Here is a 20,969-nt window from a genome sequence, read left to right as displayed (position 1 = left end):
CCCCTTAATTTCGGCCGATGCGACGCTGCAGCTCGGCGTGGCGTGCGCGGTCCAGGGGGAAGCGCCACATCAGGGCCACCACGCCGAGTTTCACCACCACCGGCAGGCCACCGTAGAGCAGGGCCAGGGTCCACAGGGCGGCGGGATCGTTGTCGGCGCCGGCCTCGAAGCCGGCGACTTCCAACACCGGGTAGGCCACGCCCACCGCCAGCGCGAAGGCCAGCTTGGTGGCCATGCCCCAGAGGCCGAAGTACAGGCCCGCGCGGCCCTCGCCGCCGGCGGCGGTGTCCTCGTCGACGACGTCGGCCTGGATCGAGGCGGGGATGGCCTGGTCGATGCCCAGGCAGGTACCGGCGAGCACGCAGATCAGGCCGTAGGCGAGATAGTCGCCCTCGCCCAGGAACGGCGCGAAGGCGAACACCAGCGCGGCCCAGATCATGGAGGCGCACCACAGCCGGTGCTTGGCCCAGTCCCGGCCCAGCCGCAGCCACAGCGGCAGCCCGGCCACCGCCGACAGGAAATAGATCGCCAGGAAGATGCCGCCCGCGACCCGATCGCCGCCGAGCACGTGGATCACGAAGAACAGGAACAGCGCCGCCGGCAGGCCGTTGGCGGCGCCGTTGAACAGGTAGGCCGCCAGCAGCCGCCGGAACGGGCCGTTGCCGGCCAGCAGGGCCAGGCCGCGGCGCCAGTCGCCGCCGCGCCGGGGCGGATGCCGTGGCTCGGGCACCCGCCACAGGAGCCAGAGCGCCGCCACCGGCAGACTCACGAGCAGGAACACCGCGATCGCCGCCAGGCCGTCGGCGGCCTCGCCGGTGCCCCGCTGCACGGCGGCCGGCAGCATGATCGCCACCATCGTGCCGAGCACGAAGAAGCCCTCGCGCACGGCGGTGATGCGCGAACGGCGGTCGTAGTCCGCGGACAATTCCGCGCCGAGGGTGGTGTACGGCAGGTAGATCAGGGTCCAGCCCAGGTAGGCGGCCACGCTCCAGCCCAGCAGGTAGGCGGCGCCGGCGCCGGCGTCGCCGCCGGGCACGAACAGGAACCAGGCGGCGGCCATCAGCACCGGCGTGCCCAGCGCGATCCACGGCCGGCGCCGGCCGTGGCGCGAGCCGGTGCGGTCGGACAGCCAGCCGATCAGGGGGTCGGAGACCACGTCCACCAGCCGCGCCGCTAACAGCAGACCGCCGACCAAGCCGGTCGACAGCGCCGGCATCTCGGCATAGAACGGCGGCAGGTAGACCACCAGCGGCAGGCCCAGGGCCGCCAGCGGCAGCCCGAGCAGGCCGTAGGCGGCGAGCGTGCCGGCGCCGGCTTGCCGGGATGCGCCCAACTCAGTCCCGTTCCAGGGTGATGTGCATCAGGTCGATGTTGCCGGAACGGAAGCCGGCCTCGCAGTACGCCAGGTAATAGCGCCACATGCGCAGGAAGCGCTCGTCGAAGCGGCGGCGGATGGCGGCGGCGGCCTCGCGCACGCGCTCGTCCCACAGGCGCAGGGTGCGGGCGTAGTCGGCGCCGTAAAACGCCGTGTCCACCGGCCGCAGGCCGGCGGCGCGGGCGTGCTCGCGGAACGCGGTCGGCGAGGCCAGCATGCCGCCGGGGAAGATGTACTTCTGGATGAAATCCACCCGGCGCCGGTAGGCGGGGAAGGACGCCTCGTCGATGGTGATGCCCTGGATCGCCGCGCGCCCGTTCGGCGCCAGGGCGCCGCGCACCGCGGCGAAATAGCCCGGCCAATAGGCCTCGCCCACGGCTTCGTACATCTCGATCGAGGCCACGCGGTCATAGACCGCGTCGATGTCGCGGTAGTCCTGCAGCCGGAACGCGACGCGGTCGTCCAGGCCGGCCGCGCGGGCGCGTTCGCGCGCGAGATCGAGCTGCTCGCGGGAGAGAGTGATGCCGGTCACGCGGCAACCCACGGTCTCGGCGGCATACAGCGCGAAGCCGCCCCAGCCGCAGCCGATCTCCAGCAGGTGGTGTTCGGGGCGCAGGTCGAGCCGCTCCAGCAGCAGCCGGTACTTGTGCCGCTGGGCGTCTTCCAGGGCCTGGTCCGGCCGCGCGAACACCGCCGAGGAATAGGTCCAGGTGGGGTCCAGCCAGAGACCGTAGAAATCGTTGCCCAGGTCGTAGTGGTAGGCGATGTTGCGGCGCGAGCCGCGGCGGGAATTGCGGCGCCGGACGTGGCCGATCCAGTCGCGCATCGCGGCGAGCCCCTGGAGCCCGGGCACGCGCGGCACCAGCCGGTCCTGGTTCAGGTGCAGCAGGTACATGAGCTCGGCCAGGTCGGGCGAATCCCACTCGCCGGCCATGTAGCCCTCGGCGAAGCCGATGTCGCCGCCGCCGAGGACCCGCCGCAGGACGCCCGCATCGAGCAGCGACAAGCCGGCCTCGGGGCCGTCCTGCGCACCCTCGATGCGGATCTGCTGGCCGTCCGGCAGGCGCAACGACAGGCGGCCGCGCTCGATGCGCGCGAGCTGGCGGTGGATCAGGCGCTGGCGCCAGTCGCCGGCGCCGGGGGTCAGGGTCAGGGATCGCTCGTTGTCGCTCATGGTCATGAATCGCCGGGTTGCCGTTGGGGCGGCTTGCGGTACACCGGGGCGCCCCGCAGCCAGATCTTCAACGCCTGCCAATGGATGGCGAACGTCACCTTGGCCGTCATCAGCGGTATACGCAGGAACAGGCGCAAAAGGTTGCGGTCGGTCAGCGCCTGGCGCGCTCCCGACAGGCCCGTCGCCAGCCGCGGCGTGTCCGCGTCGCCGTCGTAGAGACGGATGCCCAGGCCCACCCGCTCGCCGGGCGGCGTCAGACGGAAGGCATAGCGGCCGGTGCGGTCCAGCAGCGGCGATACGTGGAACAGCTTGGCCTTCTCGCGCAGGCGCCGCGTGTCCATGGGGGCGCCGCCGTCGTGCAGGACATAGCAGTGTTGCTCGCCGAAGGTGTTGTGCACCTCGGCGATCACCGCGCGCAGGCCGCCGTCGGCGTGCTCGCAGTAGTAGAGACTGATCGGGTTGAACACGTAGCCCAGCACGCGCGGCAGGCACAGCAGCCGGATGCGTCCGCCGTCCAGCCGGATGCCGTGACCGGCCACCAGGGCCTCGGCCCAGGCACGCAGGTCGCCGCCGTCGCGGGGGCCGTGGTCGCGGTCATGGAACGACAGCAGGTTGAAGCGGTTGCGCGACAGCCAGCGGGTGCCGGCGACCGCGTCGTCGATACGGTCGAGGTCCAGCAGCAGGTAGTAGACCCGGTACGCGAAGCGGTAGCGCGGCGGCCCGGGCCGCCGGTGCGTCACCCGGCAGTCGTAGAGCGCGCCGGCATCCGCCGTCCCCGCGTCAGCCATCGACATCCCCCCAGGGCGGTGTCACGCCCAGGCCACGGGCCACGCGCTCGGCCGCGGCCAGACCGTCCTCATGGAAACCATAGCCGCACCAGGCCCCGCAATACCAGACGCCGCCGCGGCCCTGGACGTCCGGCAGCGCCGCCTGGGCGGCGGCGGTGCCGCGGTCGAACAGCGGGTGGTCGTATTCGATCTCGCGCATCACCCGCGCGGGCTCGGGCTCGCGCAGGGGATTGAGGCTGACGAAGAAGGGGCGGTCCGGCGGCAGGCCCTGTAGCCGGTTCATCCAGTAGGTCACCGACACCCGGCGGTCGCCGGCGGCGTCGCGACCGGCGAGATAGTTCCAGGAGGACCAGACCGCGCGCCGGCGCGGCATCAGCGCGGGATCGTCGTGCAGCACGGCGCGGTTGGGCTGGAAGCGGAAGGCGCCGAGAACGCGGCGCTCGTCCGCGTCGGCATCGGCCAGCAGCGCCAGCGCGGTGTCGGCGTGGGTGGCGAGCACGACCCGGTCGTAGATTTCCGCGCGGCCGTCGCCGTCGGTGACCCGCACGCCGTCGTCCGAGCGCTGCACGGCGCGTACCGGCCGCCCGAGGTGCAGGCGCTCGCGACCGACCGTGTCCAGCAGCCGCTCGACATAGCGGCGGCTGCCGCCCACCACGGTGCGCCAGCGCGGCCGGTCGCGCAGGTCGAGCAGGCCGTGGTTGTCGAAGAACCGCAGGAAGCCCGATGCCGGGAAGTCGGTCATGGCGCTCGCGGGCGCCGACCAGATCGCGGCGCCCATGGGCAGCAGGTAGCGGTCGCGGAAGGCGGCGCCGTAGCGGTTGGCGTCGAGGAAGGCGCCGAGGTCGACGTCGGGCACGGCATCGGCGGCCAGCAGGGCCTTGGCCTGGCGGTTGAAACGCAGGATGTCGGCGATCATGCGCCAGTGCGAGGGCGACACCAGATTGCGGCGCTGGGCGAACAGCTTGCGCCAGTCGTCGCCGGCCCATTCCAGGGCGCCGTCGCCCATGGACACGCCGAAGGACATGTCGCTGGCGCGCGTGGCCACGCCCAGTTCGCGGAACAGCGCCCGCAGCCGGGGATAGTTGCGCTCGTTGTAGACGATGAAGCCGGTATCCACGGCGCGGCCGCCCACGTCCACCGTGTTGGTGTGGCCGCCGGGGTACCCGGCCGCCTCGAAGATCGTGACGTCGTGATCCCGATGCAGCAGCCACGCACTGCCGAGCCCCGCGATACCGGAGCCGATGATGGCGATTCGCATGTTCCGGAAGGTCCCTGTCCCGTACCAGATGCCCCTTGTACGCACGTGGTGCGAATTCCGACGCGCGCGGTGACCTTTTTTTACCGGGGAACGCCTTTCCGCTATCCTTACGCGCCGAATCGGCGCCGGAACCCCCGCGCGCCTTGGTCCCCGAACATTCAGGAGCCGTCATGACCCAACCCGTACGCATCGCCATCACCGGCGGCGCCGGCCAGATCAGCTACTCGCTCATTTTCCGCATCGCGGCGGGCGACATGCTCGGTCCCGACCAGCCCGTGATCCTGCAACTGCTGGAAATCCCGCCAGCGATGGACGCCCTCCAGGGCGTGGTGATGGAGATCAACGACTGCGCCTTCCCGCTGGTGCAGGACGTGATCGCGAGCGACAAGCCCGAGGAGGCGTTCAAGGACGCCGACATCGCGCTGCTGGTCGGCGCGAAGCCGCGCGGCAAGGGCATGGAGCGTTCCGACCTGCTGCAGGCCAACGCCCAGATCTTTTCGGTGCAGGGCAAGGCCCTGAACGACGTGGCCTCGCGCGACGTGAAGGTGCTGGTGGTCGGCAACCCCGCCAACACCAACGCCCTGATCGCCTCGGCCAACGCGCCCGACCTGGATCCGCGCCAGTTCACGGCGATGACCCGCCTGGACCACAACCGCGCCCTGACCCAGCTCGCGCAGAAGACCGGCAAGCACGTGACCGACATCGAGGGCCTGGTGATCTGGGGCAACCACAGCGCCACCCAGTACCCCGACATCAGCAACTGCAAGGTCGCCGGCACCCCGGCCACCGACCTGGTGGAACAGGACTGGTACCGCGAGACCTTCATCCCCACCGTGCAGCAGCGCGGCGCCGCCATCATCCAAGCGCGCGGGGCCTCCTCGGCCGCGTCCGCGGCGTCGTCGGCCATCGACCACGTGCGCGACTGGGTCCGCGGCTCGGACGGCATCGTGAGCATGGCCGTACCGGCCGACGGCAGCTACGGCATCGAGCCGGGCGTGATCTATTCCTACCCGGTGGTGTGCAAGAACGGCGATTACGAGGTCGTGCAGGACCTGCCGATCGACGACTTCTCCCGCGAGAAGATGACCGCCACCGAGACCGAGCTGCGCGAGGAGCGCGCGGCGGTCGAAGAGCTGCTGTAAATACCCCACCGGTCAGAGTCGGTGGCCTCAAGGCACGGCTCAAAGCCGAATCGGCCACTCCCATGGCCGGCCCTGTATTCCCTCTCCCCGCCGGGGAGAGGGTCAGGGCCTGCCCCGGACTTGATCCGGGGGTGAGGGGGATGACGACAGCGCGGCCAGCCGCGCTACCCCCTCTTCCCAACCTTCTCCCCCAAGGGGCAGAAGGGGAAAGCGAGCCGCCTGAAGGCGGCGGATCGATGGATTCCCGTCAGGGACTTTAAAACGGCATCCAGCCCGTATCGGGCACGGCACCGGGGTCCGATACGACTCCCTGCCCCGCGCGCCCGGCTAGCTCACGCGCTCCGCGCGCCGCAGCCGCTTCTCGATCCAGCTCTGGTCCCGCAGCAGGACCGGCACCATCTCCGCCTCCACCGGGGCCGCGAACAGGTAGCCCTGGATCTGGGTGCAGCCCAGCGACTCCATCTTGCGCAACTCGCCCAGCTCCTCCACGCCCTCGGCGATCATGTTCACGCCCAGGCTGTGCCCCAGCCCGGCGATCGCGCCCACCACCTTCATCGCCTGCTCCGAGCGGGTCATCTGCTGCACGAAGCTGCGGTCGATCTTGATGGTGTGGACGGGCGTGTCGTAGAGCCGGCTGAACGACGAGTAGCCGGTGCCGAAGTCGTCGATGTACAGGGGCAGGCCCAGCGATACCAGGCGCTCCAGCGCCCGCCGGCTGTCCGCCTGCAGCAGCATGCGCTCGACCAGCTCGATGCGCACGCTCTCGGGCAGCAGCTTGTGGTGCCCGAGGTATTCGCCCAGCTCGGTGACCAGTTCCGCGCGGCGGATTTCGTGGTCGGTGAGGTTGAAGCTCAGGTAGAGCTGGGGGTCGCCCGCCGAGCGCTGCCAATCGGCCAGGCGTTCGCAGGAGACCGCGCGGATGTGGCGGCCGATCGGCACGATGCGCTCGCTGTCCTCGGCGATGTCGATGAACTCGCCGGGGCTGATCTCGCCGTGCTCGGGATGGCGCCAGCGGATCAGGGTCTCGAAGCCGACCACCCGCTTGGCCTGGACATCCACGATGGGCTGATAGACGGCGCGCAGCTCGCGGTTCTCCAGCGCGGTGCGCAGGTCCGCCTCGATGCGGGCGTGCTTGAGGGCGTAGGCCCGCATCTGGCGCGTGAACACCTGATGCTGCCCCAGCCCCCGGCGCTTGGCCTGGGCCAGGGCGATGCGGGCGTCGCGCAGCAGGTCGGCGGCGTAGCGGTAGTCGGTGGCGTTGATCACCACGCCCATGGAAACGGTGAGCCGCAACTCGTTGGCGTGGACCGAGATCGGCCGCTCCACCGCGGCCTTGATCGCGTTCACCAATTCCAGGGGGTCGCGCGGCCGGCCGCGCTTCTCCACCAGGATGCCGAACTGGTCGCCCTCCAGCCGGGCCAGGTATTCGCCGCTGGCGCTCTCCGCCAGGCGTTCGGCGATGGTGATCAGCACCTGGTCGGCCAGCGCCGGCCCGAGGTGGTCGTTGACCTGCTTGAAGCGGTCCAGGTTGAGCAGGATCAGCGAGCAGTCGAAGCGGCCCGAGGTCTCGTACATGCGTACCACGGCCCGCTCCAGGCGCTGCAGGAAACGCCCGCGCCCGGGCAGGCCGGTGAGGATGTCGAGGGTGGTGTCGCCCGCGTCCCGCTTGCCGTTGCCGCTGGCGGCGCGGGCGTCGCGCAGCAGGCAGAGATGCCCCACCAGCCGCTTGCGGCGGTGCAGCGCGTACCAGGTGACCTGAAGCCGCCGCTCGCCGCCGGGCGGCGGCAGCGGATACAGGATGCGCAGACTCCGGGGGGCGCCGCTGGCGTCGGTCGTGGCCCACTGCTGCAGGGCGTCGCGCCGGAAGCGGTGCCCCAGCAACTCGGCCACCGTCACGCCCTCGAGTTGCGCCGCCGGCAATTGCAGCAGCCGCGTGGCCACGGGGTTGGCGCGCCGCACGGTGCCCCGCCGGTCCACGATCAGCGCGCCGTCGCTGCTCGACCGCATCAGGGCGGCCGCCAGCGGCGCCGGATCGACGCGGCCGCCGAACCGGCGGTAGGCCAACCAGGCCAGTATCAGCAGGAGCAGCACACCCGCGAGCACGGCCGATCCCGATAGCGACCCGACGAAGGTGTCCGTGAGGCCGCCGATACCTGGCGTTTCGTTATTCATGGGCCGCGTGCTCGCGAGGGTCTCCCCGGCGGGATGGGTTCAGGTCGTATTCGTTGTCAGAGCTTACTACGGACGCGGGCGACGGCATCCATCCAGCCGCGGTACAGATCGTCCATCTCGGCGGCGGGTCGGCGCGGCGAGAACAGCCGGTCGCGGTGCCACAACCGCGCGATCTCGTCGAGCGAGCCGTACACGCCGGTCTGCAGTCCCGCCAGGTAGGCGGCGCCCAGGGCGGTGGTCTCGATCACGCCCGGCCGCGCCACGTCGATGCGCAGGACGTCCGCGAGGAAGCTGCAGACCCAGTCGTTGCTCACCATGCCGCCGTCGACCCGCAGCTCGGTGGGCGTGATGGCGTCGTCGCCGATGGCGCCGACCAGGTCCCGCGTCTGGTAGCAGGTGGATTCGAGCGCGGCACGCACAATCTGCTCGATGCCGGTGTCCCGGGTCAGCCCCAGGATCGCGCCGCGCGCCTCGGGGTCCCAGTAGGGCGCGCCCAGGCCGGTGAAGGCCGGCACCAGGTACACGCCGTCGGTGTGCTCGATGGAGGCCGCGATGCGCTCGGTCTCGGGAGCCTGCTCGATCAACCTCAGGGCGTCGCGCAGCCACTGGATGGCGGCGCCGGCGACGAAGATGCTGCCCTCCAGGGCGTAGGTGGTGCGCCCGTCCAGGCGGTAGCCGACGGTGGTCAGCAGGCGGTGCCGCGAGGCCACCGGCGCCTCGCCCAGGTTCATCACCAGGAAGCAGCCGGTGCCGTAGGTGGACTTGACCATGCCCGCCTCGAAGCAGGCCTGGCCCACCAGCGCGCCCTGCTGATCGCCGACCATCGCCGCGATCGGAAACGGCGCGCCCAGGTGGGCGGCGTCGGCGGTACCGAAATCGGCGGCGTTGTCGCGCACCTCCGGCAACAGTTGCGGCGGGATGTCGAAGAACGCCAGCAGCTCCTCGTCCCAGCGCTGCTCGTGGATGTTGAACAGCAGCGTGCGCGAGGCGTTACTGGCGTCGGTGGCATGCACCCGGCCGCCGGTGAGGCGCCAGAGCAGCCAAGTGTCGATGGTGCCGAAGACCAGCTCCCCCGCCTCGGCGCGGCGGCGGGCGTCGGGCACGTTGTCGAGCAGCCAGCGCAGCTTGGTCGCCGAGAAGTACGGGTCCAGCAGCAGGCCGGTCTTGGCCTGCAGCCAGGCCTCGGTGTCGGCGTCGCCCAACCGGCGGCAGAGATCGGCCGTGCGCCGGTCCTGCCAGACGATGGCGTGGTGGATGGGCTCGCCGGTGTGACGATCCCAGACGACGGTGGTTTCGCGCTGATTGGTGATGCCGCAGCCCGCGAGCTCGTCCGCGCCGATGCCGGCGGCGGCGAGCGCGCCCCGGCACACGGCCAGCACGCCCTCCCAGATCTCGCCCGCGTCGTGCTCGACCCAGGCCTCGCGCGGGAAATACTGGTTGAATTCGCGCTGATCGGCGCCGACGACACGGCCCTCGCGGTCGAACACGATCGCGCGCGAGCTGGTCGTGCCCTGGTCGATGGCCAGCAGGAACGGTGCCGCCATTGGTCTTGTCCTGGCTGTTGTGGAAATCTGTCGACCCGTCATCCGGTCGACGGCGGTGCCCGTAGAATCGGGGGGCGGCGTCACGAGGTCAACCGTGCCGCCGGATCCGGAAGACAACCAGACCGAGGATTTGTCCGATGCCCAATCGCCTGATCGCCACCCTGGCCGGCCTCGCCCTGGCCGGCGCCGCGGCCGCCGCCCCCGAGGCGGAACCGTGGCCGCGCTGGAAGGAACACGACCCCACCAGCGAGGCGACCATCGATCACGGGGCCTGGAGCGAGTTCCTGACGCGCTACATCGAGCCCGATCCGGCGCTGGACCTGAACCGCTTGCGCTACGGCGCGGTGTCCAAGGCCGACCGGGCGGCCCTGGCGGCCTACATCCGGCGCCTGGAGGCGGTCGACATCGATGCCCACAACCGGGACCAGCAACTGGCCTACTGGCTGAACCTGTACAACGCCGCCACGGTGCGCCTGATCCTGGAGGACTACCCCGTGGACAGCATCCGCGACCTGGGCGGGCTGTTCAGCAGCGGCCCCTGGGATCGCAAGGTGGTCACGGTGGCCGGCACCCGCCTGACCCTCAACGACATCGAGCACCGCATCCTGCGCCCCATCTGGGACACCCCGCTGATCCACTACGGCGTGAACTGCGCCTCGGTCGGCTGCCCCAACCTGCTGAAGTCGGCCTACACGGGCGCCGGGGTATACCGGCAGCTACGCGACAACGCCAGGGCGTACGTGAACAGCCCGCGCGGGGTCCGGATTGAGGACGGCCGGGTGACGGCCTCGCGCATCTATGACTGGTACCGGGAGGATTTCGGCGGCAGCGAGGCGGGGGTGATCAGCCATCTCCGGCAGTACGCGGCACCCGCGCTGTCGGCCCGCCTGGACGCGGCCGGCGAAGTGGACGATTACGCCTACGACTGGGCCCTGAACGACGCCGGCGGCGCCGACGACTGAGGCGGCGCCGGTCTCAGCCGGCGCGGGCGGTCACCGGCACCACCCACATCACCTTGCCGGTGGGCCGCGGCTCGGGCGAGCCGCCCGGCGGCTCCATGGAGACCGCGAACTTCGCGCCCTCGTCGAGCATGCGCTCGGCGCCCTCCGGCATGGCCATGCGTTCCTTGCCGCCCTCGGCCGGCATCAGGCCGAGCGACACCGGATCGCCCTCCGGCGGCAGCAGCCACAGGTGCAGCGACTTGTCCGGCGGCAGCGGATAGGCGTGGATCGCGGTGACCGTCAGGCGGTCGTCGCCGGCGCCGGCCGTGAGCATCCAGCCGGCGCCCGTGGGATCGTCGTGGATCATGCTCGCGTAGACCGGCGGCTCGGCCTCGGTCGGCGTCGTGGGCACGCCCACGTAGAGCACCGCGGCCAGCGCCAGCGCGGCGACCGAGGCGGCCAGCGCCAATCCCTGCCACAGGCGCGTGCCGCGCGCGGAATCGCCCTCGTCGCGCACGCCGGTGCGCATCGCGATGCGGCGCCACACGCGCCGCGGCGGGCGCACCGGCGCCAGCATCAGCCCGAGTTGCCCGAGTTGTTCCTCCCAGTAGGCGATCTCCAGGCACAGCTCGCGGTCGTGCAGCATCTCGGCCGCGACCCGCTCGCGCTCCCCGGGCTCGAGCGTGCCCAGGACGTACTCGGCGGCGCGCATATCCGGTCCGTTATCCGCGTCCGTGCTCATCGCGTCAGCTCCGCGAGGCATTCCCGCAGGCGCATCAGGCCGCGCCGAATCCAACTCTTGACGGTACCCAGCGGGGCGTCGAGCTTGCGGGAGAGTTCCTGATGGGTGAGGCCGTCGTAGTAAGCCAGCAGCAGGCTGCGCTTGTGCTCGTCCTGGAGCGTGCCGAGACAGGTCTGGACGGACTCCAGCGACTGCAGGGTCTCCTGGTCCTGGGCCGGGCTGCGGCTCACCTCGTCCACCAGGACCGCGGCCGCCAGGTCGGCGTCCTCGGGCAGGCCCACTTCGGGGCGCTGCCGGCGCAGCAGGTCCAGCGCGCGGTAGCGGGCGACCGACATCAACCACGTCAGCGGCGCGCCGCGATCCGGCGAATAGGTGCCGGCCTTCTGCCAGATTTTGACGAAGGCGTCCTGCAACGCATCCTCCGCGCGCTCCTCGGTTTTCAGGATACGCAGCAGCAGGGCGTAGAGTTGCGGCGACGTGGCGGTATATAGCTGCCGGAAGGCGCGCTGGTCACCGTCGGCGGTGGCGTTGAGCCACGTCGTGAGCTGCTCGGGACTGGCCATGTCCGGTATTAAAGCAGGGAATGCGCGGGCGAGTACAGACGCACGGCGATCCGATCAGCAACAACCGCCGCCGTCGCCGCCACGGTGGCGGCCGCCCTTGGTCTCGGCGGCCGGCCGGCGTGTGCCGGGCGGCGCGCACCACGGGCGCTCCGCGGCATCCCCGGCCGGGGCGATGCCGACGAAGTCGTCGGCGTACGGCCCCTCGGTGAGCAGCCGGTAGGTGCCGGCGCACACGGCCATGCGCTCGCCGCGCGGGAATACGTGCCCCTCGTCGTCGCGGACCTCCGCGAAGGGGCCGCGATAGATCACGGCATGGCCGCGGTCGACGCACGCGCCCGCCTCCGGCTTGCTCGCCACCAGGGTCACGGAACGGAACTCGATGCCGCCGACGGTGCGCCAGGGCTCGGCCTGCCACTTGTCGTAGCCGACGCCGACGAAGCCGGCCTCGACGAAGGCGTCCAGGAAGGCCTTCTCGTGGAAGGCCCCGGAGATGCAGCCGCTCCAGAGTTCGGGATCGTTCTTGAGCTCGTCGGGCACCGGCTCGTCGGCGACGATGTCGGAGATCGCGACCCGGCCGTGCGGCTTAAGCACCCGGAATATCTCCGCGATCATGCCGCGCCGGTCGCGCTCGGCCACGAGATTGAGCACGCAGTTGGAGATCACCAGGTCCACCGAGCCGTCGGCGATCAGCGGCGCCTCGCGGCGCTGGGCCGCCTGCCGGTCCTGCAGGGCCATCAGGCCGGCGGCGTCCGTCACCGGATGCTCGGCCAGCCAGCCCTCGGTGGCCGCCAGGTCCAGGGCCAAGTCCTGGATCAGCCCCTTGTGGAACGCGACCCGGTCGCCGCCCAGGCGCGCGGCCATCTCGTCCTGGTACTTGCGCGCCAGGGCGAGCATGTCGTCGTTCATGTCCACGCCGATGACGCGGCCGGCCTCGCCCACGAGCTGGGCGGCCATGTAGCAGATCTTGCCGCCGCCCGAGCCCAGATCGAGCACGGTGTCGCCGGCGCGCACGTAACGCGACGGATCGCCGCAGCCGTAGTCGCGCTCGACGATCTCGTCCGGCAGGGCCGCCAGCAGGCGCCGGTCGTAGTCGACGGGGCAGCAGAGGTCTTCCTGGCGGGCCTTGGCGCCCTCCGAATAGCGTGCCAGGACGCTGGTTCTGGTGGCTGTCATTGTTATGGCCGTGACTCGTGATTGGTGATTGGTGATTGGCGCTAGCTGAGGGCGCCGCCGCAGCTACTGCCCTGGCCGGCGGTGCAGCCGTAGCAGTGGTCTGCGACGGCGATCGGGCGCCCCGCCAGCTCGGCGTCGAGCAGGTCGCGCAGGTGGGTGCGCGGCTTGTCGGCGGCGCCCAGGGATATCTCCAGCATCTGGTTGAAGTCGCAGTCGTAGACGTAGCCGCGGTAATCCACGCTCACCAGGTTGCGGCACATCACCTGGGCCGCGTTCTCCGGCCGGTGGGCGCCGCGCAGCAGGTCCATGTACTCGCCGAAGCGCCCCTTGGACATGAGCATGGAGCCGTAGCGCTTGATCGGCATGTTGGCGATGGTGAACAGTTCGTTGAACTCGATGCCGAAGCGCTCGCGCAGGAAGCGCCGGTAGTCCTCGCGCAGCGCCTCCTGCGGCGGCGGCAGCACCGGCTCGACCGGGTTGTAGACCAGGTTCAGGGCCAGACCCGTGCCGGGCATGCCGTAACCGCGCTCGTTGAGCTTGCGCAGGGCGCGGATGCTGGCGTCGAACACGCCCTTGCCGCGCTGGCGGTCGACGTTGTCGGCGCTGTAGCAGGGCAGCGAGGCGATCACCTCGACGCCGTGGTCCGCCAGGAAGTCCGGCACCCATTCGTAGCCCGGCTCTTCGATGATGGTGGGATTGCAACGATCCATCAGATGCGCGCCCCGCGCCGCGGCCTCGCGCATGAGGTAGCGGAAATCGGGGTTCATCTCGGGCGAGCCGCCGGTGACGTCGAGGTTGGCGATGCCGTGGCGCTCGATGAAAGCCAGCGCCACGTCCATGGTCTCGCGATCCATCAGCTCGGTCCGGCGCGGGCCGGCCGCCACGTGGCAATGGGTACAGGCCAGGTTGCAGAGATACCCCAGGTTCATCTGCAGCGTCTCGAGCCGGCCCCGCCGCAGCGGCGGGAAATCGGTCTCGGCAAGCATCGGCATGGTGTCGCGCATCGCGTGGCACTCCGAATCCGTTGGTTTGGGCGTCAGTGGCCCCCTTCGGGCATTGTTATACTCCGCGCGCCCTTGCGTTTGGAGTCGTTCGATGACCGACGTGTTCCCCGGCCGCTATCCCGGCACCCGCTTCCGGCGCCTGCGGGCCCATGCGTTCTCGCGGCGCCTGACTCGGGAATCGCGGCTCACGGTAGACGACCTGATCTACCCGCTTTTCATTACCGAGGGCGACCCGGTCGAGGTGGCCGCGATGCCCGGCGTGCGCCGGTATACGCTGGACGAGGTGGTGGCGGAGGCGCAAGACGCCTTCGAGCTCGGCGTGCCCGCGGTGGTGCTGTTCCCGGTGATCGACCCGGACAAGAAGGATCCCGAGGCGAACGAGGCCGCCAATCCCGAGGGCCTGGTGCCCGAGGCCATCCGCCGCCTCAAGGCCGGGCTGCCCGAGATGGGCGTGATCACCGACGTGGCCCTGGACCCCTACACCAGCCACGGCCAGGACGGCCTGATCGACGCCGGCGGCTACGTGCGCAACGACGCCACGGTGGACGTGCTGGTGGCGCAGGCCCTGGCGCACGCCGAGGCCGGCGCCGACGTGGTCTCGCCCTCGGACATGATGGACGGCCGCGTGGGTGCGATCCGCACCGCCTTCGAGACCCGCGGCCTGCACAACGCGCAGATCCTGTCCTACGCCGCCAAGTACGCCTCGGACCTGTACGGCCCCTTCCGCGAGGCGGTGGGCTCCGCCGGCAATCTCGGCGGCGCCGGTAAGCAGACCTACCAGATGGACCCCGCCAACGGCGACGAGGCCCTGCGCGAGGTCGCGGCCGATCTCGACGAGGGCGCCGACATGGTGATGGTCAAGCCGGGCCTGCCCTATCTGGACATCGTCCACCGCGTGAAGACGACCTTCGGCGTGCCCACCTTCGCCTACCAGGTCTCCGGCGAGTACGCCATGCTCAAGGCCGCCACCGCCAACGGCTGGCTCGACGAGCGCAAGGCGGTGCTGGAGTGCCTGGGATCGTTCAAGCGCGCGGGCGCGGACGGGGTGCTCACCTATTTCGCCAAGGACGCCGCCCGCTGGCTAGGGGCCTGTTGACATGACCGACCGCTACGCGGTGATCGGCCATCCGGTCGATCACTCCAAGTCGCCCGAGATTCATGCCGCCTTCGCGGCCCAGACCGGCGAGGACCTGGTCTACGACCTGCTGCCGGCACCCCGCGACGGCTTCACCGAGACCGCGGCGCACTTCTTCGCCGAGGGCGGGGCAGGCCTCAACGTCACGGTGCCGTTCAAGGCCGAGGCGGCGCGCTTCGCGGACCTGCTCACCGACCGGGCCGAGGCCGCGGACGCGGTCAACACCCTCATGCGGCTGCCCGACGGCCGTCGCGAGGGCGACAACACGGACGGCCACGGCCTGGTGCGCGACCTCACGGTCAACCTGGGTCTGGCGCTCGGCGGCCGGCGCATCCTCCTGCTGGGCGCCGGCGGCGCCGCGCGCGGCGTGCTCGGACCGCTGCTGGCGGAAAGCCCGTCCCGGGTCGTGGTGGCCAACCGCACGGCGACGCGCGCCGTCGATCTGGCGCATCGCTTCGCCGACCGCGGCCCGGCCACGGGTGTCGGTTTCGAGGACATCAATGCCCAGGCGCCGTTCGACCTGTTGATCAACGCCACCGCGGCGGGTCTCGGCGGCGATGTCCCGACACTCCCCGACGGCCTGTTCGCGCCCGGCGGAACCGCCTACGACATGGTCTACGGCGACACCCCGACCGCCTTCGTGCGTTGGGCCCTGGACCACGGCGCCGCGAGCGCGAGCGACGGCCTGGGCATGCTGGTGGAACAGGCGGCGGAGTCGTTCCGCGTCTGGCGCGGTGTACGGCCCGACACCGCGCCGGTACTGCACCGCTTGCGTGGCGGGGCGAATTCTTAACAGGGACTCAAAAAGTTTGCCTGGGCATACATTGTCAAAAGCCTAGGCAAACGATATAAGCTGTATTGTGGCCACGAAGCAAGACAAGGATCTGGAACACGTCACCTCCAGCGAGCATCCCGACGAGATGCTCGCGCCGGACGTGCACGCCCGTCAGCATCAGCACGTCCGCAAGGCCCACGAAACCGAGCTGGTCGAGGATTATGTCGAGCTGATCGCCGATCTGATCGACGCCAAGGGCGAGGCCCGCGCGGTGGAACTGTCCCAGCGCATGGGCGTGACCCAGGCCACCGTCGGCAAGATGATCCGGCGCCTCGACGAGCGCGGCCTGGTCACCAGCGAGCCCTACCGTTCCATCTTCCTCACCGACGCCGGCCGGCGCATGGCCGAGGATTCGCGCAGCCGCCACATCACCGTCCTGCGCTTTCTGCGCGCCATCGGCGTATCCGAGACCACGGCCCGCCAGGACGCCGAGGGCATCGAGCACCATGTGAGCGACGAGACCGTGGCGGCGATGCGGCGCCTCGCCGAGAAATCACAGGCGACGGATTAGAAGCCGTCGCGGCCCCCCGCCCGCTTGAATACCGTCGCCGCCGCCCGCATACCATTCGTTACATTTCGCAGCGCACAAAGGAGTGCCCCATGGCGACGCGCGACGAATGGATCGAACGGATCAAGGCCAAGCTCGACGAGGTGAACGCCGAGATCGCCCGTTTCGAGGAGAAGAGCCGGGAAGCCTCCGGCGAGGCCAAGGAACGCTACCAACGATATCTGGACGAGTTGCGCGAACAGCGCGAGGAGGCCCGCGGCAAGCTCGAGGAGTTGCGCGCCTCCAGCGAGGCCGCGTTCGAGGAGCTCCGCCAGGGCGCCGAGAACGCCTGGAACTCCCTCAAGAACGCGCTCAGCAGCGCACGGGAAAAGTTCTGACGGCACCGGAGGACGCCGGCATCCGCCACCGCTGGGACGTCACGCCGCGAGAGGCGGTGGCGATCCAGCGGCGGCTGGCGGACGCCGTGGTACGCCACGACGATCTCGGCCCCGTGCGGCGGATCGCCGGCGTCGATGTCGGCTTCGAGGACGGCGGCCGCGTGACGCGCGCGGCCGTCGTCGTGCTCGACGCCGAGGACCTGCGCCCGCTCGATTCGTCGCTGGCGCGGCGCGAGACCGTCTTTCCCTACGTTCCCGGCCTGCTCTCGTTCCGGGAGATCCCGGCCGTGCTGGACGCCCTCGAGGGCCTGACCGCCCCACCCGACCTGCTGCTCTGCGACGGCCAGGGCAGCGCCCATCCGCGACGCATGGGCATCGCCTGCCATCTCGGCCTGGTTACCGACCTGCCCAGCATCGGCGTGGGCAAATCGCGCCTGACCGGCCGCCACGGCCCCGTGCCCGAGGAACGCGGGGCGTGGACCCCGCTCTACGACGGCGACGAGATCATCGGCGCCGTCCTGCGATCGCGGGCCGGGGTAAAGCCGATCTACGTCTCGCCCGGCCATCGCGTGGGACTGGAAACGGCCGTCGACCGGGTCATGCGCTGCCTGACCCGCTACCGGCTGCCGGAGACCACCCGCGCCGCGGACGCATTGGCTTCCGGCCGCTAGCGCCGTCTTGCGGCCCTGCATCGGGCCATGATCGCTTTGCGACGGAACCGGCCCGGCTGCTAGCCTGTTTCATTACCCGCAAGATTCATTGAAAGAGGATGCGATGTTGAGCAACCGAAACCGCGGCCCCGTCGCGGCAATGCTGGCCGCCGCCCTGGCGCTGCCGGTGGCCGCCGGCGCGCAGGAAGCCGCTCCGCAGGCCGCGCCCCAGGCCGGCCAGCAGAAGCAGAAGATGCAGCAGATCGTCCAGGAATACCGGCAGGCGGCGCAGAAGCTGCAGCAGATCCGGCAGGAAACGATCGCCGAGAACCCCGAGCTGGAGGAACAGCGCGAGGCGTTCGAAACGCAGGTCCAGGACGCCATGAGCGAGACCGGCTACGACGTCGAGGCCGGCCGCGCCAAGATGGAGAAGCTCGGCAAGCGCTTCCAGAACGAGGAGCTGAGCAAGGAACAGCGCCAGGAGCTGGCCTCCGAGTTCCAGGCCGAGCGCCAGAAGATGCAGCAGGCCCAGCAGGAGGTCCTGCAGCAGGAGGACATCCGCAAGGCGGGCGAGAAACTGCAGGAGGACACCCTCACGGCGATGAAGGAACAGGACCCGCAGACCGAGGAACTGCTCCAGCGCATGCAGAAGCTGCGTCAGCAACTGCAGGCGATGCAGCCGTCGGGCGCCATGGGCGGCGGCAGCCAGGGCGGCTGATCGCCCCGCGCCGCCGCGCATGAAAAAGGCCCCGTGCCGCGGCACGGGGCCTTTTTTGTCGCCGATATGCGGCGAACGGGCCGGGTCAGTCGGCCTCGGCCGACGCCTCGCCCTCGGCGCCGACTTGCGCCTCGCCACGGGCGGAGCCGGATGCGCCGGCACCCCGCGCGCGGGCATCGGCCGCGGCGCCGGCGGCCGCCTCGGCACCGGTCTCCGCGGCACCGCGGGCGCGTTCGCCGGCGCGCTCGGCCGCATCGGCGCCGCGCCGGGCGGCATCCTGGCCACGCTCGGACGCCTGCTCGGCCGCCTGGCTGCCGGCCGCGGCGGCCCCCTTGGTGGCGGCCCGAACGTCGACACCGGCCTTCATCGCGGTGCCGAGCTCCGCGCGGCTGAGGCTGCCGTTGCCGTCGGCATCGAAACGGCCGAACTCGTTGGCGAGGCGGCTGTCGGCCGCGAGTTCGCCGCGAGTGACGGCGCCGTCGCCGTCGCGATCCAGGCCGCGGAAACGCTGCCGGACCGTGGCGTCGGCCTCGAGCTCGGTCTTCGCGCCGACACCGCCGGCATCGACTCCGGCGCCGACGCTCACGCCGGCGCCGCCTCCGCCGCCCAGTTCGACGGCCGCCGCGGACCCGGCGACCAGTGTCAGGCCCAGCAGGCCGGTTCGCATCATATTCGTATCGATTCGTTTCATCGCTATTGGCTCCGACTCAAGTGTGTATCCCGGGACGCGGCCGCCGCTCCCTCGACGCGCACGGCATCCATCCGCGCCATCGCCGCGTCCCGTTTCTCCACGGCGCCTACCCTGGGATACGGGGACTGAACGCAACCTGAATCGGCCGGGGAATAAGCCACCGATTGCACGGATGACACGGGTTTGCGCACCGGCCTTTACCGTCTGTGCAATCCGTGGATTCCCTCTAAAGAAGCAAGGAAGTAAGAGACGATCCGCAGATTAACGCCGATGAACGCCGATCGGGAGCGGCCTTTAACCCTCTGCGTGCATCGGCGTTAATCGGCGGATAATTCATGGCTTTCGAAGACACGAGAGACAGAAGCAATCCACCGAATACACCGAATACACGGACTTTCGGAGGATTTTCTCCCAATCCGTGGAATCCGTGGATTTCTTCTAAAGGAGAAGTCCAAAGAAGAGACTATCCGCAGATGGACGCCGATGAACGCGGATCAAGAAGGCCGCCTTCAACCCTCTGCGTCCATCGGCGTTAATCGGCGGATAATTCATGGCTTTCGAAGGCACGAGAGACAGAAACAATCCACCGATTACACCGATGGCACGGATTTGGGCAGGGACTTTTTACAATCCGTGGAATCCGTGAAATCGGTGGATTCCCCAAATCAGGATTCGTCGCGCTTCTGGGCCTCGACCTCGCGCACGCCCGGCACCATGAAGCGCGCCGCCCATATACCCGCCTCGTAGAGCAGATACACGGGTATCGCCAGCAGGCTCTGGGAGATGACGTCCGGCGGGGTCAGCAGCATGGCTATGGCGAAGGCGCCGACCACCACGTACGGGCGGTAGCCGGCCAACTGGCTGGGAGTGACGAAACCGGCCCAGACCATGAGCACGATCGCCACCGGCACCTCGAAGGCGATGCCGAAGGCCATGAACATGCCCAGCACGAAATCCAGGTAGCGGCTGATGTCGGTCATCACCGCCACCCCGCTCGGGGCGACGCTGACGAAGAAGCCGAAGATCACCGGGAACACCACGAAGTAGGCGAAGGCCATGCCCAGGTAGAACAGCAGGGTGCTGGAGACCACCAGCGGCAGGCCCAGGCGCCGTTCGCTGGCGTAGAGCCCCGGCGCGATAAAGGCCCAGACCTGGTACAGGGTCCAGGGCAGGGAGACCACGACGGACAGGACCATGGCCAGCTTGAAGGGAGCCAGGAACGGCGCCGCCACCTCGGTGGCGATGAGGCTGCCGCCCTCGGGCATGTGGGCCAGCAGCGGCCCGGACAGATAGGTGAACAGCTCGCTGGCGAAATAGGCCAGCGGCACGAACACCACCAGGACGCCGATCACCGCGCGCAGCAGCCGGTTGCGCAGTTCCAGCAGGTGGACGATCAGCGGCTGTTCCTTGTCGGCGCCCTCCCGCTGCCCGCCGTTGTCCTCGCGGTTGTCCGCCATGCGCCGCTATCCGTTCCGCTCGTGGTCGCGGCCGCCGTCGTCCTTGCGGGGTGTGTCATCCTCGCCGCCGGCCGCCGGCCCCGATTCGCCGGATTTGCTGGCCTCGTCCAGGGCATGGCGCGCGTCCTCGCCCGCCTCGCGTACCGAATCGCCGGTCTCGCGGATCTCGCTCTCGGCGAGATTGACCTTGTCCGACAACTCCTGGCGCGTGCGCTCGAAATGTTCGCGCATCTCCTGGAGCCGGATCTCGCGATCCAGCTCGCTGGTGACCCCGCGCACGTAGCCGCGCGCACGCCCCACCCACAGGCCGAGGGTGCGGGCCACGACCGGCAGACGCTCCGGTCCCAGCACGATCAACCCGATGACCGCGATCAGGGCCAGTTCCCAGAAGCCGATGTCGAACACGGCAGCGCCCGGCTACTTGTGCTTGGCCTCGTCGTGACGCTTATCCGCGTCCTCCACCGGATCGGTGTTGGACTTGGTCTCGCCGAGCTGGTCGATGACCTGCGGATCCTCGTCGCGCTTGCGGGCGTCCTGGTTGTCGCCCTCCTTCATCGCCGAGCGGAAGCCCTTGATGGCCGAGCCCAGGTCGCCGCCCATGTTCCGCAACCGCTTGGTGCCGAAGATCATCACCACGATCGCGAGCACGATCAAAAGTTGCCAGATGCTGATGCCACCGATACCCATAACCGTTACCTCGTCGTTGTCTCGATGCGGCCCGC

Annotated in this window: 22 protein-coding genes; 8 read left to right on the top strand and 14 right to left on the bottom strand. The window is 70.1% G+C overall.

Annotated elements, in window-relative coordinates; genetic code table 11:
• Positions 1-4: 4 nt before the first annotated feature.
• Genes PC39_RS00995 through PC39_RS00980 form a run of 4 tightly spaced genes read right to left on the bottom strand, consistent with a single transcriptional unit; the run spans position 5 to position 4,595 of the window.
• Complete coding sequence (locus PC39_RS00995; RefSeq protein WP_353251491.1) at positions 5-1,333, bottom strand: MFS transporter; 1,329 nt, start codon at positions 1,331-1,333, stop codon at positions 5-7.
• 1 nt (position 1,334) lies between these two features.
• Positions 1,335-2,555 (bottom strand): class I SAM-dependent methyltransferase, encoded by a 1,221-nt coding sequence (locus tag PC39_RS00990; RefSeq protein ID WP_502950829.1) that lies wholly within the window; start codon positions 2,553-2,555, stop codon positions 1,335-1,337.
• Complete coding sequence (locus PC39_RS00985; RefSeq protein WP_353251489.1) at positions 2,552-3,337, bottom strand: DUF1365 domain-containing protein; 786 nt, start codon at positions 3,335-3,337, stop codon at positions 2,552-2,554. The genes PC39_RS00990 and PC39_RS00985 overlap by 4 nt, the downstream gene beginning before the upstream one ends.
• Positions 3,330-4,595: an NAD(P)/FAD-dependent oxidoreductase gene (locus PC39_RS00980; RefSeq protein WP_353251488.1), complete on the bottom strand. Its 1,266-nt coding sequence runs from the start codon at positions 4,593-4,595 to the stop codon at positions 3,330-3,332. Before PC39_RS00980 ends, PC39_RS00985 begins: the two co-directional genes overlap by 8 nt.
• Positions 4,596-4,765: 170 nt before the next feature.
• Between PC39_RS00980 and PC39_RS00975 the strand changes: the two genes are divergently transcribed.
• Complete coding sequence (locus tag PC39_RS00975; RefSeq protein ID WP_353251487.1) at positions 4,766-5,737, top strand: malate dehydrogenase; 972 nt, start codon at positions 4,766-4,768, stop codon at positions 5,735-5,737.
• A gap of 327 nt (positions 5,738-6,064) precedes the next feature.
• Here the strand turns inward: PC39_RS00975 and PC39_RS00970 are convergent, their stop codons facing one another.
• Together PC39_RS00970 and glpK are read right to left on the bottom strand one after the other, a co-directional pair.
• Complete coding sequence (locus PC39_RS00970; protein WP_353251486.1) at positions 6,065-7,909, bottom strand: putative bifunctional diguanylate cyclase/phosphodiesterase; 1,845 nt, start codon at positions 7,907-7,909, stop codon at positions 6,065-6,067.
• 56 nt (positions 7,910-7,965) lie between these two features.
• On the bottom strand, positions 7,966-9,453 hold the full coding sequence (gene glpK, locus PC39_RS00965; RefSeq protein ID WP_353251485.1) for a glycerol kinase GlpK: 1,488 nt from the start codon (positions 9,451-9,453) through the stop codon (positions 7,966-7,968).
• A 137-nt stretch (positions 9,454-9,590) separates the two neighbouring features.
• Between glpK and PC39_RS00960 the strand changes: the two genes are divergently transcribed.
• Positions 9,591-10,415 (top strand): DUF547 domain-containing protein, encoded by an 825-nt coding sequence (locus tag PC39_RS00960; protein ID WP_353251484.1) that lies wholly within the window; start codon positions 9,591-9,593, stop codon positions 10,413-10,415.
• Between the two features lie 13 nt (positions 10,416-10,428).
• On the opposite strand, the gene PC39_RS00955 is transcribed toward PC39_RS00960, so the two are convergent.
• Genes PC39_RS00955 through arsS form a run of 4 tightly spaced genes read right to left on the bottom strand, consistent with a single transcriptional unit; the run spans position 10,429 to position 13,876 of the window.
• Positions 10,429-11,136 (bottom strand): anti-sigma factor, encoded by a 708-nt coding sequence (locus tag PC39_RS00955; RefSeq protein WP_353251483.1) that lies wholly within the window; start codon positions 11,134-11,136, stop codon positions 10,429-10,431.
• Positions 11,133-11,699: a sigma-70 family RNA polymerase sigma factor gene (locus tag PC39_RS00950; RefSeq protein WP_353251482.1), complete on the bottom strand. Its 567-nt coding sequence runs from the start codon at positions 11,697-11,699 to the stop codon at positions 11,133-11,135. The genes PC39_RS00955 and PC39_RS00950 overlap by 4 nt, the downstream gene beginning before the upstream one ends.
• 54 nt (positions 11,700-11,753) lie before the next feature.
• Positions 11,754-12,872, bottom strand: coding sequence for a DUF8838 domain-containing protein (locus PC39_RS00945; protein WP_353251481.1), 1,119 nt, complete (start codon positions 12,870-12,872; stop codon positions 11,754-11,756).
• Between the two features lie 41 nt (positions 12,873-12,913).
• Positions 12,914-13,876 (bottom strand): arsenosugar biosynthesis radical SAM (seleno)protein ArsS, encoded by a 963-nt coding sequence (gene arsS / locus PC39_RS00940; RefSeq protein WP_353251480.1) that lies wholly within the window; start codon positions 13,874-13,876, stop codon positions 12,914-12,916.
• Positions 13,877-13,967: 91 nt separating this feature from the next.
• Here arsS and hemB point away from each other — a divergent pair, with 91 nt between their 5' ends.
• From hemB to PC39_RS00910, 6 genes are all read left to right on the top strand, one after another.
• Positions 13,968-14,972 carry a porphobilinogen synthase gene (gene hemB / locus PC39_RS00935; protein WP_353251479.1) on the top strand — a complete coding sequence of 335 codons (1,005 nt, stop codon included), beginning with the start codon at positions 13,968-13,970 and terminating at the stop codon, positions 14,970-14,972.
• Between the two features lies 1 nt (position 14,973).
• Positions 14,974-15,804 (top strand): shikimate dehydrogenase, encoded by an 831-nt coding sequence (gene aroE, locus PC39_RS00930; RefSeq protein WP_353251478.1) that lies wholly within the window; start codon positions 14,974-14,976, stop codon positions 15,802-15,804.
• A gap of 64 nt (positions 15,805-15,868) precedes the next feature.
• Positions 15,869-16,357 carry a manganese-binding transcriptional regulator MntR gene (gene mntR / locus PC39_RS00925; RefSeq protein ID WP_502950835.1) on the top strand — a complete coding sequence of 163 codons (489 nt, stop codon included), beginning with the start codon at positions 15,869-15,871 and terminating at the stop codon, positions 16,355-16,357.
• Between the two features lie 89 nt (positions 16,358-16,446).
• On the top strand, positions 16,447-16,731 hold the full coding sequence (locus PC39_RS00920) for a sll1863 family stress response protein (RefSeq protein ID WP_353251477.1): 285 nt from the start codon (positions 16,447-16,449) through the stop codon (positions 16,729-16,731).
• 56 nt (positions 16,732-16,787) lie between these two features.
• Entirely contained in the window at positions 16,788-17,402 is a 615-nt protein-coding gene (gene nfi / locus PC39_RS00915) for a deoxyribonuclease V (RefSeq protein ID WP_353251476.1), read from the top strand.
• Positions 17,403-17,505: 103 nt separating this feature from the next.
• Positions 17,506-18,099: a hypothetical protein gene (locus tag PC39_RS00910; RefSeq protein WP_353251475.1), complete on the top strand. Its 594-nt coding sequence runs from the start codon at positions 17,506-17,508 to the stop codon at positions 18,097-18,099.
• Positions 18,100-18,184: 85 nt separating this feature from the next.
• Here PC39_RS00910 and PC39_RS00905 read toward each other — a convergent pair whose 3' ends face one another.
• The 4 genes from PC39_RS00905 to tatA form a co-directional block, all read right to left on the bottom strand.
• The gene (locus PC39_RS00905) at positions 18,185-18,769 is read right to left on the bottom strand and encodes an EF-hand domain-containing protein (RefSeq protein ID WP_353251474.1); all 585 of its coding nucleotides are present in this window, start codon (positions 18,767-18,769) and stop codon (positions 18,185-18,187) included.
• 686 nt (positions 18,770-19,455) lie between these two features.
• A complete protein-coding gene (gene tatC / locus PC39_RS00900; protein WP_353251473.1) occupies positions 19,456-20,247 on the bottom strand; it encodes a twin-arginine translocase subunit TatC in 792 nt (263 codons plus the stop codon).
• A gap of 6 nt (positions 20,248-20,253) precedes the next feature.
• On the bottom strand, positions 20,254-20,652 hold the full coding sequence (gene tatB, locus PC39_RS00895; protein WP_353251472.1) for a Sec-independent protein translocase protein TatB: 399 nt from the start codon (positions 20,650-20,652) through the stop codon (positions 20,254-20,256).
• 12 nt (positions 20,653-20,664) lie between these two features.
• On the bottom strand, positions 20,665-20,934 hold the full coding sequence (tatA, locus tag PC39_RS00890; RefSeq protein WP_353251471.1) for a Sec-independent protein translocase subunit TatA: 270 nt from the start codon (positions 20,932-20,934) through the stop codon (positions 20,665-20,667).
• Positions 20,935-20,969: the final 35 nt, after the last annotated feature.

It is taken from the genome of Salinisphaera sp. PC39, assembly GCF_040361335.1.
Taxonomy (GTDB): Bacteria; Pseudomonadota; Gammaproteobacteria; order Nevskiales; family Salinisphaeraceae; genus APNM01.
The sequence above is the reverse complement of the archived record's forward strand: the minus strand, read 5'-3'. Positions and strand labels throughout refer to the sequence as shown.